Below are 16,459 nucleotides of genomic sequence, written 5' to 3'. Positions count from 1 at the left end.
TTTCGGTCGGTCGACACGCGAAAAGAGCGCCGCAGTCCGTCGACCGGAGCCTACTCGTCCGCGTCGTCGGTGTCGGCCGCGTCGGCGGCCTCGTCCTCTGCGGATTCCGCTGCCTCGGCGTCCACCTCGTCGGACCCGACCTGGTGGACGTCCACGCTCGCCACGTGGTCGCCCGGGTCCATCTCCATCACGATGACGCCCATCGTGTTGCGACCGACCGTCGAGATGTCCTCGACGGGCGTGCGGAGAATCTGTCCCGACTCGCTCATGACGAACAGGTGGTCGCCGTAGCCCACCGTCTCCATCGCGCAGACGGGGCCGTTCCTGTCGTTCGTCTTGATGTCGATGAGACCCTTCCCGTTGCGGGACTGGCGGCGGTAGCGCTCGATGTCGGTCCGCTTCCCGTACCCGTTCTGCGTGACCGTGAGCACCCAGTTGTGCAGGTCCTCGTTCACGGCGGCGACGCCGACCAGTTCGTCGTCGCCCTCCAGTTTCATCCCGCGGACGCCGCGGGCGGACCGACCCATCGCGCGCACGTCGTCCTCGTCGAACCGAATGGACATCCCCTCCTTCGAGGCGAGTATCAGGTCGTGGTCGCCGTCGGTCACCTCCACGTCGGCGAGTTCGTCGTCCTCGTCGAGTTTCGTGGCGATGATGCCCGTCGAGAGGATGTTCTGGAACTTCTCGACGCTGGTGCGCTTGACGTAGCCGTTCCGCGTCGCCATCGTGAGGTACTTGTCCGTCTCCTCGTCGATGTCGGCGGTGTTGACGACGGCGGTTATCTCCTCGCCGTCGTCCAGTTCCAGCAGGTTCACGGCGGACTTCCCGCGGGCGGTCCGGGACATCTCCGGAATCTGGTACGTCTTCAGCTTGTACACCTGCCCGTGGTTCGTGAAGTAGAGCAGGTAGTCGTGCGTGCTCGCGACGAAGACGGACGACACCCGGTCACCCTCCTTCAGGTCGGTGCCGATGATGCCCTTGCCGCCGCGGTGTTGGGCGCGGAAGGAGTCCAACGACATCCGCTTGATGTAGTCGTCCTCGGTGACGACGACGACGACGTCCTCCTCGGCGATGAGGTCCTCGTGGGTCACCGTCCCGGTGTCCTCGATGAACGAGGTGCGCCGTTCGTCGGCGTACTCCTCCTTTATCTCCTCCAACTCGGACTCGATGACCGCGTCGAGTTCGGACGTGTCGCTCAGAATCTCGTTCAGGCGCTCTATCGTCGCCTGGACGTCCTCGTACTCCTCTTCTATCTCGGCCGCCTCCATCGAGGTGAGCGAGCCGAGTTGCATGGCGACGATGTGGTTGGCCTGCTCCTCCGAGAAGTCGAACGTCGGGAGCGGTTCGCCGTCGACTTCGACGGTCGTCTCCCCGCGGAGTGCGGCCTTCGCGTCGTCGCGACTCTCGGAGTTTCGGATGGTCTCCACCACGTCGTCGATGTTGTCGAGGGCCTTCAGGCGGCCTTCGAGGATGTGCGCGCGGTCCTCGGCCTCGGAGAGTTCGTACTCGGAGCGACGGCGGACGACCTCGCGTCGGTGCTTCAGGTACTCCGTGAGCGTCTCCTTCAGGGTGAGCACCCGCGGTTGCCCGTCGACGAGGGCGAGGTTGATGACGCCGAACGTGGATTCGAGGTGGTGTTCGAGCAACTGGTTCTTCACCACGTCGGGGTTCGCGCCGCGCTTGAGTTCGACGACGACGCGGATACCGTCGCGGTCGGACTCGTCGCGCAGGTCGCGGATTCCCTCTATCTTCCCCTCGTTCACGTCGTCGGCGATTCGCTCGATGAGGCGCGCCTTGTTCTCCTGGTAGGGGAGTTCGCTGATGACGATGTTGTCGCCCTGGTCGTCGACCTCGAACTCGGCGCGGACGCGGATACGGCCGCGGCCGGTCTTGTACGCCTTGTGGACGGCGTTCCGGCCGACGATGTTCGCGCCCGTCGGGAAGTCCGGCCCCTGCACGAACTCCATCAGGTCCTCGACCGTACAGTCGGGGTTCTCGATGAGGTGGGTCGTCGCGTCGATGACCTCGCCGAGATTGTGCGGCGGGATGTTCGTGGACATCCCGACGGCGATGCCCGAAGAGCCGTTGACGAGCAGGTTCGGGAACGACGCGGGGAGGACGACCGGTTCCTGTTTGCGGTCGTCGTAGTTCGACTGGAAGTCGACGGTGTCCTTGTCGATGTCGGCGAGGAGTTCCTCGGCGATTGGCGACATGCGGGCCTCCGTGTACCGCATCGCCGCCGGCGGGTCGCCGTCGATGGAGCCGAAGTTCCCCTGGCCGTCCACGAGGGGGTACCGCATCGAGAAGTCCTGCGCCATGCGCGCGAGGGCGTCGTAGATGGCGCTGTCGCCGTGCGGGTGGTAGTCACCCATCGTCTCGCCCACGATGGACGAGGACTTCCGGTGCGAGGACCGGGGGGTGACGCCCGCCTGGTCCATCGCGTAGAGGATGCGGCGGTGGACGGGTTTCAGGCCGTCGCGCACGTCGGGGAGCGCGCGCCCCGCGATGACCGACATCGCGTAGTCGATGTACGACTGCTCCATCTCCTGTTCGATACGTGCGGTCTTGACCTCCGCGGCGATGCCCGCGTCCGGTCGGAACTCGTCAGGTGCGTCAGAACTCATCTATATGTCCACCCACTCCGCTTCCGTGGCGTGCTCTTTGATGAACTGTTTCCGCGGTTCGACGGCGTCGCCCATCAGGATGTTGAACATCCGGTCGGCGGCGGCGGCGTCGTCGAGCGTGATGCGCTTCAGGACCCGGTTCTCGGGGTTCATCGTCGTGTCCCACAACTGCTCGGGGTTCATCTCGCCGAGACCCTTGAACCGCTGGACCTGCGTCGGGTTGCCGTCGCACTTCTCCTCGACGATTCGGTCGCGCTCGGCCTCGGTCATCGCGTCGTACGTCTCGCCGCGGTAACGGACGCGGTACAGGGGGGGCTGGGCCGCGTAGACGTAGCCCGCCTCGATGAGCGGCCGCATGTGCCGGTACAGAAGCGTCAACAGCAGCGTCCGGATGTGCGCGCCGTCGACGTCGGCGTCCGTCATCATGATGATGCGCTCGTAGCGCACGTCGTCGATGTCGAACTCCTCGCCGATGCCCGCGCCGATGGCGGTGATGAGCGCACGGACCTCGTTGTTCTCGAGGATGCGGTCCAGCCGGTGTTTCTCGACGTTCAGAATCTTCCCCTTCAGGGGGAGGATGGCCTGGAAGTGTCGGTCCCGGCCCTGTTTGGCGGAGCCACCCGCGGAGTCGCCCTCCACGATGAACAGTTCGGACTCGGAGGGGTCTTTGCTCTGACAGTCGGCGAGTTTGCCCGGCAGGGCGGTGGACTCCAGCGCCGACTTCCGACGCGTGAGTTCCTCGGCCTTCTTGGCCGCCCGGCGGGCCTTCGCCGCCTCGACGGCTTTCATGACGACGGCCTGCGCCGTCCCGGGGTTCTCCTCGAAGTACGTCCCGAGACGTTCGTGGGTCACGGACTCGACGATGCCGCGGACCTCGCTGTTGCCCAACTTGGTCTTCGTCTGCCCCTCGAACTGCGGGTCGGGGTGTTTGATGGAGATGACGGCGGTGAGGCCCTCGCGGATGTCCTCGCCCTTCAGGGAGTCGAGGTCGTCCAGCAGGTCGTTGTTCCGCGCGTAGTCGTTGACCACGCGGGTGAGCGCCGTCTTGAACCCGGTGAGGTGCGTCCCGCCCTCGCGCGTGTTGATGTTGTTGGCGAAGGCGTGGATGGAGCCCTGCAGTTCCTCGGTGGCCTGCATGGCGACTTCGACCTCGATGTTCTGGTCCTCGTCGTCGTAGTAGACGACGTCGTCGTGGAGCGTGGACTTCGTCTCGTTGAGGTAGCGGACGAACGCGCGGATGCCGCCCTCGTAGTAGAAGGCGTTCGTCTCGTCCGTGGTCTCGTCCTCCAGCCCGATCTCGACGCCGGAGTTGAGGAACGCGAGTTCGCGCAGGCGGTTCTCCAGCGTGGAGAACTCGAACGCCAGCGTCTCGAATATCTCGTCGTCCGGACGGAAGCGAATCGTCGTCCCCGTCTCCTCGTCGGGTTCGAGGTCGCGGACGCGTTCGAACGCGCCCTCGACGGGTTCGCCGTGGTCGAAGCGGTGCGTCCAGAGGGCACCGTCGCGCTTTATCTCGACCTCCAACCACTCCGAGAGGGCGTTGACGACGCTCACGCCGACGCCGTGGAGGCCGCCGGACACCTGGTACGACTTGTTGTCGAACTTGCCGCCGGCGTGGAGGACGGTCATGATGACCTCGACGGCGGGTCGGTCGTACTGTTCGTGTGTGTCGACCGGAATCCCCCGGCCGTTGTCCGAGACGGAGACAGAACCGTCTTCGTGGACCTCCACTCGAATCTCGTCGCAGTAGCCTGCGAGAGCTTCGTCGATGGAGTTGTCCACGACTTCGTAGACGAGGTGATGTAACCCCCGTGAGTCGGTGGAGCCGATGTACATCGCCGGGCGCTTTTGGACGGCTTCGAGGCCCTCGAGGACCTGAATCTGCCCGGCCCCGTACTCACTTTCGCGTGACATACTATCTGGTTCCGGCTTAGCCATCTCCCCCCTTAAACCCTCGCACGCGCGCCCGCGTGAGAACTTACTAAAGTGGTGAGAACGCGGTGCGGTGTGTGCGCACGCGCCCACGTCTCCACCGCGTCACCCGATTCGTGTGACATGCTCTCGTTCACCAACGTAGTTCTTTCGGCGCTCGTCGCGCCGGATTTCACTTTCACCTCACTCCCGAACAGTACTTAAGCGCCCGTCCAGAACCTTCCCCCACAGAATGACCTCGTTCCAGTCGACGCTCGGCGAGGACGCGGGAATCGCAGAGGAGTTGGCCGAGAGCCAACGCGCGATTTCCATCGCCGAGTTCTTCGAGAAGAACAAGCACATGCTCGGGTTCGACTCGGGGGCGCGAGGCTTGGTCACCGCCGTGAAGGAGGCGGTGGACAACGCCCTCGACGCAACCGAGGAGGCGGGAATCAAGCCCGACATCTCCATCGAGATTCGCGAGTCCGGCGACTACTACACGCTCGTCGTCGAGGACAACGGGCCGGGCATCACCAAAGAGCAGATTCCGAAGGTGTTCGGGAAACTGCTGTACGGCTCCCGGTTCCACGCGCGCGAACAGTCGCGCGGACAGCAGGGTATCGGTATCTCCGCGGCGGTTCTCTACTCGCAACTCACGTCGGGCAAGCCCGCGAAAGTCACCTCGCGGACGCAGGGCGACAGTGCGGCGCAGTACTTCGAACTCATCATCGACACGGACACGAACGAACCGGAGATTCAGGTCGAACGCGAACTCGAACCGGGCGAGTCCGACCTCTCCCCGACGCACGGCACGCGCATCGAGGTGGAGATGGAGGCGAACATGCGCGCCCGCCAGCAACTCCACGACTACGTCAAGCACACCGCCGTCGTCAACCCGCACGCCCGACTGGTCCTCGACGAACCGGGGTTGGAGGAACCGCTCCGCTACGAACGCGTCGAGGGGGCGGACCTCCCCGCGGAGACGGAGGAGATTCGACCGCACCCGCACGGCGTCGAACTCGGGACGCTCATCAAGATGCTCTCGCGCACCGAGTCGTACTCAGTCTCGGGCTTCCTGCAGGAGGAGTTCACCCGCGTCGGCGCGAAGACGGCCGACAAGATTCTGAACAACTTCCGCGACAGACACTTCGGCCGCGAGATGGGGTGGGGCGTCCCCGAGGACGACGACACCGACGTGGACGCCGCCATCGCCGACGCCGTCGCCAACAAGGGTGCCGAGGCGACGGACACGTTCGCCGGGCGCGTCGGCGACACGCTCAGGAACCGCGAACGGACGACGCACTTCGAAGTCGCGGACATCGTCGACACCGTCGCCGACGACATCGAAGACGAGTTCGGGGTCACGTTCGGCGACACCGTCCGCGAGAACGCCGTCGAGGCGGCGTGGGCGACGCTGACGACGGACCGCACGTCGGACCTGTACGCCCTCGTCGACGAGGCGACGAGCACGCGGAAGGACGACGAGACGGTCCACGGACTCGCCGAACGGGTCGCCGAGAAGTTCGACGCCTCGCCCGTCCACCGCGCGACGAAGAAGCAGGTCCGCGAGTACGTGGACCGGTCGGCGGACCTGCTGGTCTCCGACGACGTGTCGTTCGGCGACACGGCCCGCGAGAACGTCTGCGAGTCGCTCTGGGCGGTCATGCGCACCGTCCCCGACGACGTGCCGAAGGTGCGGGAAGTCGCCGACGACAGAGACACCGCCTCCGAACTGCTGGAGGGGATGCGCGAGGCGGACATCCTCGCGCCGCCGACGAACTGCCTGTCGCCCATCAGCGCCGAGTTGGTCGAGGCCGGCCTCCGGAAGGAGTACGACGCCGACTTCTACGCCGCGGCGACGCGCGACGCGGAAGTCCACGGCGGCGACCCGTTCATCGTCGAGGCGGGCATCGCCTACGGCGGCGAGTTGGCGTCCGAGGGGTCGGTCGACCTGCTCCGTTTCGCCAACCGCGTCCCCCTCGTCTACCAGCGCGGGGCGTGCGCGACGACGGACGTGGTCAAGCGAATCGGCTGGCGCAACTACGGGCTGGACCAACCCGGCGGTTCCGGCATGCCGAGTGGGCCGGCGGTCATCATGGTCCACGTCGCGTCCACGAACGTGCCGTTCACCTCCGAGTCGAAGGACGCCCTCGCGAACATCCCCGAGATAGAGGACGAGATAGAACTCGCCATCCGCGAGGCGGCGCGCGAACTGAAGTCGTACCTGAACAAGCGCCGGTCGATGCAGAAGCGCCGGAAGAAACAGGACGTCCTCGGGCGCATCCTGCCCGAGATGGCCGACAAACTCGCGGAGGTGACCCACCGCGAACGGCCGAACATCGACGGCGCACTCGCGCGCATCATGAACAACGTGAGCGTCGAACGCCACGTCGAGGGCGACACCGTCACCCTCGTCGTCGAGAACCACTCCGACCGCTCGGAGACCCCCGACATCACCGACATCGTCACCGTCGAACCGACGGACGTGCCCGACGACGCCACCGTCGTGGACTTGGACGGCGAGTGGTTCGTCAAGTGGAACCCGTCGGTGTCGGCGGGCGACACCGCGGAACTCACCTACACCGTGTCCTCGGAGGCGTCGTTCGACATCAACGTCGACGGCGTCGAGGCGGAGAAACTGACAGTCAACACCTGAACCCGACCAACAATGAGCACGAAACAGAACGACGAACTCGCGCAGGAACGACTCATCGACCTCGCCGCGGAGTTCTACGACCAGTTCGCCGACGGCGATATCCCGCACATGGACATCCCGACGCGGACGAAGAGCAACATCGTCTTCGACGAGGAGTCGAAGGTGTGGGTGTACGGCGACCGGAAGTCCACCCGGTCGGCCAACAGCGTCCGCGGCGCGCGCAAACTGCTGAAGGCGACGTACGCCATCGAGTTCCTCGTCAACCAGTTGGAGGAGGACCGCTCCTCGACCCTCCGTGAGTTGTACTACCTCTCGGAGTCCTGGGACACCGAAGAGGCGCAGTTCAACGACCAAGACGAGTCGAACCAGCTCATCGAGGACCTCGAAATCGTCTCGCAGGTCACCCGCGAGGACTTCCACATGCGCCCGGAGGAGTCGGGCGCGACCCTGATGGGGCCGCTGGAACTCCGCGAGCAGACCCGTCGCGGCGAGCGCGAGATACACTGTCAGGAGGACGTCGGCGAGGGCGGCTACCAGATTCCGAACAACCCCGACACCATCGAGTTCCTCGACCACGACATCGACTTCGTCCTCTGCGTGGAGACCGGTGGGATGCGCGACCGTCTCATCGAGAACGGCTTCGACGAGGAGTACGGCTGTCTCGTCGTCCACCTGAAGGGGCAACCCGCGCGGGCGACGCGCCGCATCACGAAGCGCCTCCACGACGAACTCGACCTGCCCGTCGTGGTCTTCACAGACGGCGACCCGTGGTCGTACCGCATCTACGGCTCCGTCGCGTACGGTTCCATCAAGTCCGCGCACCTCTCGGAGTACCTCGCCACGCCGCAGGCGAAGTTCGTCGGCATCCAACCGGAGGACATCGTCGAGTACGACCTGCCGACCGACCCCTTGTCGGACTCCGACGTGAACGCCCTCGAATCCGAACTCGAGGACCCGCGGTTCATGACCGACTACTGGGAGGAGCAGATAGAACTCCAACTCGACATCGACAAGAAGGCCGAACAGCAGGCGCTCGCTTCCCGGGGCCTCGACTTCGTGACGGAGACCTACCTGCCCGAGCGACTGGACGCGATGGGCGTCATCTGAGGCTCAGAGCGACTCGCCGCGGAGGAACCGCGAGAGCAGTCGGTTGACCGTCTTCGGCCGTTCGGAGACGGCGGCGTGCCCCGTGTTCGACAGCACCGCGAGCGTCGCATCCGGGAGCATCGCCTTCGTCTCGCGCAACAGGGCCGGCGGGAACAGGCGGTCCTCGTCGCCCCCGACGACCAGCGTCGGCGTCGTCAGGTCGGGGAGTCTATCCGAGGCGTCGTGGTCGAGGCAGGCCCGGATGGACGTCTCCACGTCGCCGGGGTACGGCGGCGACAGGAGGGACCCGGCCGCGCGCAACAGCGGGGGGTACGCTCGCCGTCGCCACCCGGTGTGTGACTCGCGCGCCGAGGCGGCGTACAGGTTCCCCCACGCGTCCGTCCGCGCCCACGTCTGCCAGTCTTCGAGAATCGCCCGGCCGGCGTCGCCGACGTGCGCGGCCGAGGACGCGAGGACGAGTCGGTCCACCAGGTCCGGGTAGTCGGCGGCGAGGTGTTGGGCGAGCAGTCCCCCCATCGAGTGGCCGACGACGTGGCCGCCGTCGAGTTCGTCGAGGGCCGTCGCGGCCGACCCGGCGAGTTCCCGCGTCGTCGTCTCGGCGTCGAGACGCTTCGGTCGGCCGACCGTCCACACGGTGAACTCGTCGGTGAGTCCGGCGTAGGTCACGCGGGCGAGGTACTCCGCCGTCGCCCGGTTCGGCCGGCCGGCGAACGCGTCGCTCAGTCCGGGGAGGACGACGAGCGTTCGCGGGCCGTCGCCGGCGCGGTAGTACGGGATGCGTCGTTCGAGGTGGCCGTGGTCGACGGTCGGGGTGAGCGGCGTCATCGTCTCCTACCCGAGGGGCGGACGGGGCAAAACGGTTGCCGCGGATTCGGCGGCCACACCTCGGGACGCCCTCCGCGGGACCCGCACTTCAGACCGCGTGGTCCGTCGGGTCTTCGAGGACGACGGGGACGCCGCGGGCGGCCACGTCGGCCGCGAACGCCTCGGGGTCGGTCGAGAGGAGGTCGATGGTGTCGTAGTGAATCGGCAGGACGAGTCCGGGGTTCAGGGCCTCGGCCAGGTCGGCGGCCTCGTGGCGGTCCATCACGACGCTGCCGCCGATGTTGGCGAGGAAGAGGTCGACCGACAACCGCTCGAAGCCGTCGAGAGCGTCGCTGTCGCCGGGCCAGAACACCGTGGTGCCGTCCACCGACAGGAGGAACCCACAGCCGAACCCGGGCGGGTGGACGAGGCTCCCGTCGTCTCTGGTGTGCGGACCGTCGGCCTCGTTGTACGCGGCGACCGTCCACAGGTCCACGGGGCCGACCGTCAGGTGTTCCTCCTCGCCGACGCGGACCACCTCGTACGGGAGGTCCGCGACCGGTTCGACGTCGCGGTCGATGTTGTCCGCGTCCACCGCCTCGAAGACGACGACGGTGGCGTCCTCCTTTGCCACCGAGCGTATCGCGTCGCTGTCGTAGTGGTGGTCGTGGGTGACGCAGATCAGGTCGCCGTCGCGGGCGTAGTAGTCGTCCAGCACGCCGTAGCGGCCGGGGTCGAGGTAGACGACGTACCCCGACTCCGACTCGATTCTGGCCGTGGCGTAGCCGAGCCACGAGACGTCGAGGTTCCGGAAGGAGACGGTCATACGATACCGTAGCGCGCCCGGGGAATAACGAGTTTCGGCTTCGAGGCGGCCGCGATGCGTTCGGGCCCTACGGGAAGTCGACTCGCCCGGCCTCGCGTCCCCGACCGGTCAGTCGTCGGCCGGTCCGAGCGCGTTCGACGCCGCGAGGATGGACGCGCCCTCGAACTCCATCGCCACGTCGTCGCGGACGCCGAGGAGGTCGAGCACCGTCGGCGCGACCTGACGCATGTCGATGTCGCCGTCCAGCGAGAGCGACGGCGCGGCGGGGCCGCCGACGCCGAAGAACGGCGTCGTCTCGGAGTCGACGCGCCCGTGGGACCCCCGGACCTTCGAGGGGTCCGTCGAGACGAAGCCGTCCTCGCCGAGGAACAGTTCGCAGGGGTCGTAGCCGGGTTTCTCGTGGATGTCGACGCTGTCGGCGTACGGCGGCATCGCTTCGTCCTCGCCCTCGTCCCACCAGTAGTAGGTGAACCACGCGTCGGGGTCGGCGACGAGGACGAGGTCCCCCGCGTTCGCGTGGTCGATGTCGTAGGCGGTCTGGTCGTCGCCGTCGAGGACCCGTTCGATGCCCGGGAGCGGTTCGAGGGCCTCGCGCGCCCGTTCGACGGCGTCTTGGTCGCAGTAGACGTGCGCGACTTGGTGGTCCGCGACGGCGAACGCCTCGGAGGCCGCGAGGTCCGGAATCAGCCCGCCTTCCGCCGCCTCCTGCGTCGCCATCAGGCCCGCCTCGCGGAGCGCTCGGTTCGGGAAGACGGGCGTCGACACCTCGTGGAAGCCGTACTCGCTGACGACGACGACGGCCGTCTCCTCCCAGCGGTCGGTCCCGCGGAGGAAGTCGAGGTAGTCGCCGACGAGTTCGTCCACCTCCGCGAGGGCCTCGGCGAACGCCTCCGAATTCGGCCCGTGACTCTGTCCCGCGTAGTCGAGGTGGGGGACGTACGCCCACAGCATGTCGGGGTCGTAGCGGTCGGTCGCCTCGCGCGCCGCCGAGAGAATCCACTTCGTGCTCTCCGCGTTGGCGGCCGGCCCCCAGTAGTTGTGAAGCGGGAAGTGGCCGTACTCCTCGCGGAGTTCGTCGTAGAACCCGTCGGGGTTCGTCCAGCAGTTCATCTCGATGAGGTCGTTGTTCTCGTCCTCGATGGGTTTCGGCGTCACCGCCACGTCGACGTCGGTGCCGTACAGGTGCTGGAAGAACAGCGCGCCGGTCGTGAGTCCGCTGTCGCCCTGCATCTCCCAGACGCGCCGTCGGTCGCCGCTGTCGCGACCCCAGAGTTCGACCGCGTCGCGCTCTCGGTCGTACTCGGCGTTCGACACGTCGCCGTGGGTCGACGGCGAGAGGCCGGTCGCGAGCGTCGTCTGCGAGGGTATCGTCACGCACGGGAACGGGGGGACGACGCCCGTCGTCGCGCCGTCGCCGAACAGGCCGGCGAGGTTCGGCGTCGTCTCGCCGTCGACGTGTTCGGGTTGCAGGCCGACCACGTCGAGGACGACGACCCGTTCTGCGGGGCGGTCGGTCCCGGTCATCGTTCGCCCCCCGCGTCGCCGCGGGCCGTGTCGTCGGGAGCGTCGTCGTCTCCGTCCGTCGTGTTGTCGTCACCGCCGGCGCCGTCCGTCCGCACGGGCGTCGCCGGGTCGGGGTTCGCGCCGTCGGCGTGGTCGTTCACGTAGGCCTCCAGCATGGCGAACTGCCGGGAGAGGTCGTGTTCGTCCACGTCCATCGGCTCTTTGAAGAACGAGGCGAGGTGGGTCTGGACGCCGCCCTCGCCGCGTTCGTCGGCGTGGGCGACGAGGCGAACGAGGTCCAACACGAGGGGGGCGGCCAGCGAGGAGTCCGCGCCCTGCCACGTGAACTGCAGGCTCATCTCCGTCCCCATGAACCCGCGGAAGTGGACGTGGTCCCACGCCGTCTTCCAGTCGTCGAGGGAGGGAGTGTAGTCGATGCGAACCCGGTTGTGCATCTCCGACCCGAGGATGTTCGAGAGGACGCCGCCCTTGCTCTGGAGTTTCCCGGCCTTGTTCTCGTCGTCCTCCAACACCTTGCCGTCGCCGTTGCCGAGGATGTTGAAGCCGTCCCACGACATCACGTCGAGGTTGCGGCCGGCGAACATCGGCCCGAGCGCGGTCTTCAGGAGCGTCTCGCCCGTCTTGGCGTCGCGGCCGACGTGCGGGACGTTCTCGCGTTCGGCCAACTCGCGCAGGCCGCCGAGTTCGCTCCCGGTGGAGGGCGTGAAGTTGACGTAGGGGTGGCCCGCCGAGAGGGCGGCGTACGCGTACAGCGAACTCGCCGGCAGGTCCGCGTCGTCCGACTCGACGGCTTCCTCGAAGGCGGCCAGCGTGTCGTACCGCTCGGGTTCGCTCACGGGCGGTTCCGAGGAGGCGAGGTTGACGACGACCAGACGGTCCACGCCCGTCTCGGCGACGAAGTCGGCGTAGTCCGCGCGAATCTGCTCGACCACCTCCCCGACGGTGTGGTCGCGGTCCAGCGTGTCGCCGTCGGCCAAGGAGACGGCGCTCCCGCAGTTCTGGGCGGTGCCCGTCTCGATGCGGTCGTCTATCTCCCGCAGGTCGTCGGCGACGGCTTCGAGCGTCCGCCTGTCGACGATGTCCGAGTCGGCGAGTTCGGTCGCGGTGTGATGGAGGGGTCTGTCGGCGATGTCGTGGCCGCCGAAGACGAACCCCTCGACCGGTGGGAGTTCGAGTGAGGTACAGGGCTCCCGGGCGGTGACCATCCCGGTTCGGTCCGTCGTGTCTCGGGCGATGCCGCGCGCCCCGGCGATGGCCGTGGTGGCGACGTTGCCGCGGGCGCCGACGAACCAGACACCCGTTCGCGTTCGCGTCATGTACTGGACGGCGGACGGAACGCGGTTAGTTATGCGTCTGCTTCACGCGGGAGGCCGCCGAAATCGGTCGAATACCCTCGTTCGAACGGCTCGTTAACCGACTGCTACCGGGGGCGTATCACGAGCTTTCTCGGCGCCTAAACCTGTAGGATGCCGGTAACAAAGCCCGACTGGTCCGGAGTGTGGCCCATGCGCCTCATCGACTCACACGCGCACATGACCTCGCGGACCACGGATGACTACCGTGAGATGCGACGGTCCGGCATCGAGTGCGTCATCGAACCCTCGTTCTGGTCGGGGTCGGACAAGCTGTATCCCGAATCGTTCTTCGACTACTTCGAGCACATCATCGACTTCGAGACCGAACGCGCCGACCGGGTGGCGGGGATGGACCACTACGTCACCGTCTCCATCAACCCCAAGGAGGCCGTCGACCGCGAGATGTCCGAGGCGGTCATCGACCGCCTGCCGGAGTACCTCGAACGCGACCGGGTCGTCGGCGTCGGCGAGATCGGCTTCAACCTCCAGACCGACGAGGAGGAGTGGGCCTTCCGCGAGCAACTCAGACTCGCCGAGGAACACGAACAGCCGGTCATCATCCACCTCCCGCACACGGAGAAGCCGAAAGGTGCCGAACGCACGGTGGACATCATCGAGGAGATGGGCGTCACGCAGGAGCGCATCATCATCGACCACAACGAACCGGACACGATGGAGACGACGGCGGCGACGGACTGCTGGCTCGGGTTCACGCTCTACCCCGGCAAGATATCCATCGAGGAGGTCATGCCCCTGCTCGAGGAGTACGGCACCGACCGACGCATCATCAACTCCTCGGCGGACTGGGACGACTCGGACCCACTCGCCGTCCCGAAGGCCCGCGACGCGATGATAGACGCCGGCTGGGACCGCGAGGAGGTGCGCAAACTGCTGTTCGAGAACCCCCTGGAGTTCTTCTCGCAGTCGCCGCACTTCGACTACGCGGACGCCGTCGCGGCGGAGTCGGCGGACGAGAACCCCCCGCAGGGCGCAGAGGCCGAGTGACCCATGTCGCTCCAGTTCGGCTTCTCGATGAACGCGTTCCGGGAGTACTCCACCGTCGGGGCCATCGAGGCCGTCGCGGACGCGGGCTACGACGGCATCGAACTCCTGTTCGACCAGCCGTTCCTCTACCCGCCCGAGGCGACGGGCGAGGAGTACGACGAGGTGCGAACCGCCCTCGACGCCAACGACCTCGAGATCAGCAACTGTAACGCGTTCATGCTGACGGCCATCGAGGACTTCCACCACCCCTCGTTCGTCGAGGTAGACGAGGACTACCGCCGCCGCCGCGTCGACTACACGCTGGACTCGCTGGACGCCGCGGCCGAACTCGGCTGCGACAAGATATCCATCGAACCCGGCGGCCCGATTCCCGAGGGGAAGTCCCGCGAGTGGGCGACGGACACGTTCGTCGAGGGACTGAACGAACTCGCCGCGAAGGCCGAGGACGTGGGCGTGGACGTGATGGTCGAACCCGAACCCGACCTCCTGATAGAGACGTCCGACCAGTTCCTCGACCTGATGGACCGCGTGGACTCAGACCGAATCACCTGCAACTTCGACGCGGGGCACCTGTTCTGCGTGGGCGAGGACCCCGCGGAACTGGTCGAGACGCTCGCGCCGTACACGCGGCACTACCACCTCGAAGACATCCCCGCCGACCGCACGCACGAACACACCCAACTCGGCGACGGCGCGATGGACATCGACGGCTTCCTGCAGGCCGTCGAGGACTCGGGCTACGACGGCTACGTGACGGTCGAACTCTACCCGTACCAGGAGACGGCCGCCGAGACGGCGCAGGGGGCGATGGACTACCTCCGCGACCACGGGTGGGCCTGACGGATGGCGACGGGCGTCGGAGACGCACTCGGAGTCGAGTCGGTCCGGCGAGTCGCGAGCGACTACGCCGACCTGATTCGACTCCCGAACGTCTTCACCGCCCCGCCGGACGTCCTCGCGGGCGTCGCCCTCGCCGTCGCCCTCGGCGCGACGGCGTCGCTCCCGACGGTGGTCGGCCTCTGTCTCGCGTCCGTCCTCGTCTACGCCGCGGGCACGACGCTCAACGACGTGGCCGACGCGGCCGAAGACCGCAGACACCGCCCGAACCGACCGATTCCCTCGGGTCGCGTCGGGCGGACCGAGGCGCTCTCGCTCGGGGTCGGACTCCTCCTCGCCGGCGTCGTCCTCGCGACGGCCGTCGGCGGGGCCGTCCCGGGCGCGACGGCCGCGACGCTCGCCCTCGCCGTCGCCCTCTACGACGGCCTCCTGAAGGGCGGCCCCGCGGGGTTCCTCGCCATGGGCGCGGCCCGCGGACTGAACGTCGCCCTCGGCCTGTCGGTCGCCGGAGCGGCCGCGTTCGGCGGCGTCGCGCTCCTGTTCCCGGCGGCCGTCGTCGGCTACGTCGCCGCGCTGACCCGGATGGCGGAGGCCGAGACGGGCGGCGGCGAGGCGTCGGCCGTGGCACTCACCGCCGCGGCGGCCACGCTGGCCGCGATGGTCGTCGCCGTCGTCGCCACCCTCCTCGGCACGACGGCGACGGGCCTCCTCGCCACCGTCGTCGCCGCGTGCTTCCTCGCGTGGGACTGGCGAGCGCTCGCCCCGGCCATGGCCGACCCGACGCCCGCGAACGTCGGTCCCGCCGTCGGCACCTGCGTCCTCGGCATCGTCCTCCTCGACGCCGCCGTCGCCGTCGTCGCGGGGCCGGCGTTCGCCGCGGCCGCCGCCGCGTTCCTCGTCCCCGCCACGGTGCTGTCCAGATACTTCGACGTGAGCTGACGACCCAACGATGAAACTCGCATTCTCGACGAACGCCTACACGAACCACACGCTCCCCGAGGCCGTCCGGCGCATCGCCGGCCACGGCTACGCGGGAGTCGAGATACTCGGCGACGCGCCCCACGCGTACTTCCCGGAGTTCGACGCGGACGACGAGGCGGCCCTCGCCGACGCCCTCGACGACACCGGCGTCGCCGTCTCGAACGTCAACGCGAACACGGCGACGGGCTACTACGACGACGCGCCGCCGTCGTCGTTCTTCGAACCGAGCGTCGTCAACCCGGACGCCGACCTGCGCGCGTGGCGCGTCGACTACACGAAGCGCGCCGTCGACCTGGCCGACGCCACGGGCGCGCCGGCCGTCTGCCTCGCCAGCGGTCGCCCCCTCCCGGGGACGATGCCGGAGACGGCGTACGACCACCTGCTGGACTCCCTGCACGACATCCTCGACTACGCCGAACCGCGCGGGGTGGACGTCGGCATCGAGTTCGAACCCGAACTCCTCGTCGAGAGTACCGACGAGGTGCTGACGCTCATCGACGACGTGGGCCGCGACGGACTCGGCGTCAACCTCGACGTGGGACACGCCGCCGTCTACGGCGAGGACCCCCGCGAGAGCATCGAGAAGGCCGCCGGTCACATCACCGGCGTCCACCTCGAAGACATCGCCGGCGGCGTCCGCGGGAAGCACTACCACCTCGTCCCCGGCGACGGCGACCTCGACTTCGCGGCCGTGTTCGACGCCCTCGACGGCGTCGGCTACGACGGGTTCGTCACGCTCGAACTGTACACCTACCCGGACCGGCCGGACGAGGCGGCCGAACGCGCGTTCGAGGCGCTGTCGCGGTACGTCTGACCCCGAGGGCGACGG

General features: G+C 67.7%; 12 protein-coding genes. 6 read left to right on the top strand and 6 right to left on the bottom strand.

Annotated features, from left to right (window positions below; translation table 11 throughout):
* Positions 1 to 50 precede the first annotated feature (50 nt).
* Both gyrA and gyrB read right to left on the bottom strand, forming a co-directional pair.
* Positions 51 to 2,624, bottom strand: a complete 2,574-nt coding sequence (gene gyrA, locus BM310_RS18350; protein WP_089810529.1) for a DNA gyrase subunit A — start codon at positions 2,622 to 2,624, stop codon at positions 51 to 53.
* The gene (gene gyrB / locus BM310_RS18345; protein ID WP_089810527.1) at positions 2,625 to 4,538 is read right to left on the bottom strand and encodes a DNA topoisomerase (ATP-hydrolyzing) subunit B; all 1,914 of its coding nucleotides are present in this window, start codon (positions 4,536 to 4,538) and stop codon (positions 2,625 to 2,627) included.
* A gap of 250 nt (positions 4,539 to 4,788) precedes the next feature.
* On the opposite strand from gyrB, the gene BM310_RS18340 reads away from it, so the two are divergent.
* Both BM310_RS18340 and BM310_RS18335 read left to right on the top strand, forming a co-directional pair.
* Positions 4,789 to 7,191 carry a DNA topoisomerase VI subunit B gene (locus tag BM310_RS18340; RefSeq protein WP_089810525.1) on the top strand — a complete coding sequence of 801 codons (2,403 nt, stop codon included), beginning with the start codon at positions 4,789 to 4,791 and terminating at the stop codon, positions 7,189 to 7,191.
* Positions 7,192 to 7,203: 12 nt separating this feature from the next.
* On the top strand, positions 7,204 to 8,298 hold the full coding sequence (locus BM310_RS18335; RefSeq protein WP_089810523.1) for a DNA topoisomerase IV subunit A: 1,095 nt from the start codon (positions 7,204 to 7,206) through the stop codon (positions 8,296 to 8,298).
* Positions 8,299 to 8,301: 3 nt separating this feature from the next.
* Here the strand turns inward: BM310_RS18335 and BM310_RS18330 are convergent, their stop codons facing one another.
* From BM310_RS18330 to BM310_RS18315, 4 genes are all read right to left on the bottom strand, one after another.
* Positions 8,302 to 9,123, bottom strand: coding sequence for an alpha/beta fold hydrolase (locus BM310_RS18330; RefSeq protein ID WP_089810521.1), 822 nt, complete (start codon positions 9,121 to 9,123; stop codon positions 8,302 to 8,304).
* An 88-nt stretch (positions 9,124 to 9,211) separates the two neighbouring features.
* On the bottom strand, positions 9,212 to 9,928 hold the full coding sequence (locus tag BM310_RS18325; RefSeq protein ID WP_089810520.1) for an MBL fold metallo-hydrolase: 717 nt from the start codon (positions 9,926 to 9,928) through the stop codon (positions 9,212 to 9,214).
* A gap of 108 nt (positions 9,929 to 10,036) precedes the next feature.
* Positions 10,037 to 11,452, bottom strand: a complete 1,416-nt coding sequence (locus BM310_RS18320; protein WP_089810518.1) for an alkaline phosphatase family protein — start codon at positions 11,450 to 11,452, stop codon at positions 10,037 to 10,039.
* Positions 11,449 to 12,768: an inositol-3-phosphate synthase gene (locus tag BM310_RS18315; protein ID WP_089810517.1), complete on the bottom strand. Its 1,320-nt coding sequence runs from the start codon at positions 12,766 to 12,768 to the stop codon at positions 11,449 to 11,451. Before BM310_RS18315 ends, BM310_RS18320 begins: the two co-directional genes overlap by 4 nt.
* A gap of 189 nt (positions 12,769 to 12,957) precedes the next feature.
* Between BM310_RS18315 and BM310_RS18310 the strand changes: the two genes are divergently transcribed.
* The 4 genes from BM310_RS18310 to BM310_RS18295 are packed head-to-tail and all read left to right on the top strand — an operon-like array spanning position 12,958 to position 16,444.
* Positions 12,958 to 13,812 (top strand): TatD family hydrolase, encoded by an 855-nt coding sequence (locus tag BM310_RS18310; RefSeq protein ID WP_089810514.1) that lies wholly within the window; start codon positions 12,958 to 12,960, stop codon positions 13,810 to 13,812.
* Between the two features lie 3 nt (positions 13,813 to 13,815).
* A complete protein-coding gene (locus tag BM310_RS18305; RefSeq protein ID WP_089810513.1) occupies positions 13,816 to 14,652 on the top strand; it encodes a sugar phosphate isomerase/epimerase family protein in 837 nt (278 codons plus the stop codon).
* Positions 14,653 to 14,655: 3 nt separating this feature from the next.
* Positions 14,656 to 15,588 (top strand): UbiA family prenyltransferase, encoded by a 933-nt coding sequence (locus BM310_RS18300; RefSeq protein WP_089810511.1) that lies wholly within the window; start codon positions 14,656 to 14,658, stop codon positions 15,586 to 15,588.
* A 10-nt stretch (positions 15,589 to 15,598) separates the two neighbouring features.
* Positions 15,599 to 16,444, top strand: coding sequence for a sugar phosphate isomerase/epimerase family protein (locus tag BM310_RS18295; protein WP_089810509.1), 846 nt, complete (start codon positions 15,599 to 15,601; stop codon positions 16,442 to 16,444).
* Positions 16,445 to 16,459: the final 15 nt, after the last annotated feature.

The sequence above is a fragment of the Halogeometricum rufum genome, from assembly GCF_900112175.1.
GTDB classification, from domain to species: domain Archaea; phylum Halobacteriota; class Halobacteria; order Halobacteriales; family Haloferacaceae; genus Halogeometricum; species Halogeometricum rufum.
Note: the sequence above shows the minus strand (reverse complement) of the source record. Positions and strands in the feature narration are given on the sequence as shown.

Bases quoted from the DNA above. Each gene is read 5' to 3' on its own strand.
- BM310_RS18300 (WP_089810511.1), top strand. From the start codon at position 14,656: ATGGCGACGGGCGTCGGAGACGCACTCGGAGTCGAGTCGGTCCGGCGA.
- BM310_RS18305 (WP_089810513.1), top strand. From the start codon at position 13,816: ATGTCGCTCCAGTTCGGCTTCTCGATGAACGCGTTCCGGGAGTACTCC.
- BM310_RS18325 (WP_089810520.1), bottom strand. From the start codon at position 9,928: ATGACCGTCTCCTTCCGGAACCTCGACGTCTCGTGGCTCGGCTACGCC.
- BM310_RS18310 (WP_089810514.1), top strand. From the start codon at position 12,958: ATGCGCCTCATCGACTCACACGCGCACATGACCTCGCGGACCACGGAT.
- BM310_RS18295 (WP_089810509.1), top strand. From the start codon at position 15,599: ATGAAACTCGCATTCTCGACGAACGCCTACACGAACCACACGCTCCCC.
- gyrA (WP_089810529.1), bottom strand. From the start codon at position 2,624: ATGAGTTCTGACGCACCTGACGAGTTCCGACCGGACGCGGGCATCGCC.
- BM310_RS18320 (WP_089810518.1), bottom strand. From the start codon at position 11,452: ATGACCGGGACCGACCGCCCCGCAGAACGGGTCGTCGTCCTCGACGTG.
- BM310_RS18335 (WP_089810523.1), top strand. From the start codon at position 7,204: ATGAGCACGAAACAGAACGACGAACTCGCGCAGGAACGACTCATCGAC.
- BM310_RS18330 (WP_089810521.1), bottom strand. From the start codon at position 9,123: ATGACGCCGCTCACCCCGACCGTCGACCACGGCCACCTCGAACGACGC.
- BM310_RS18315 (WP_089810517.1), bottom strand. From the start codon at position 12,768: ATGACGCGAACGCGAACGGGTGTCTGGTTCGTCGGCGCCCGCGGCAAC.
- gyrB (WP_089810527.1), bottom strand. From the start codon at position 4,538: ATGTCACGCGAAAGTGAGTACGGGGCCGGGCAGATTCAGGTCCTCGAG.
- BM310_RS18340 (WP_089810525.1), top strand. From the start codon at position 4,789: ATGACCTCGTTCCAGTCGACGCTCGGCGAGGACGCGGGAATCGCAGAG.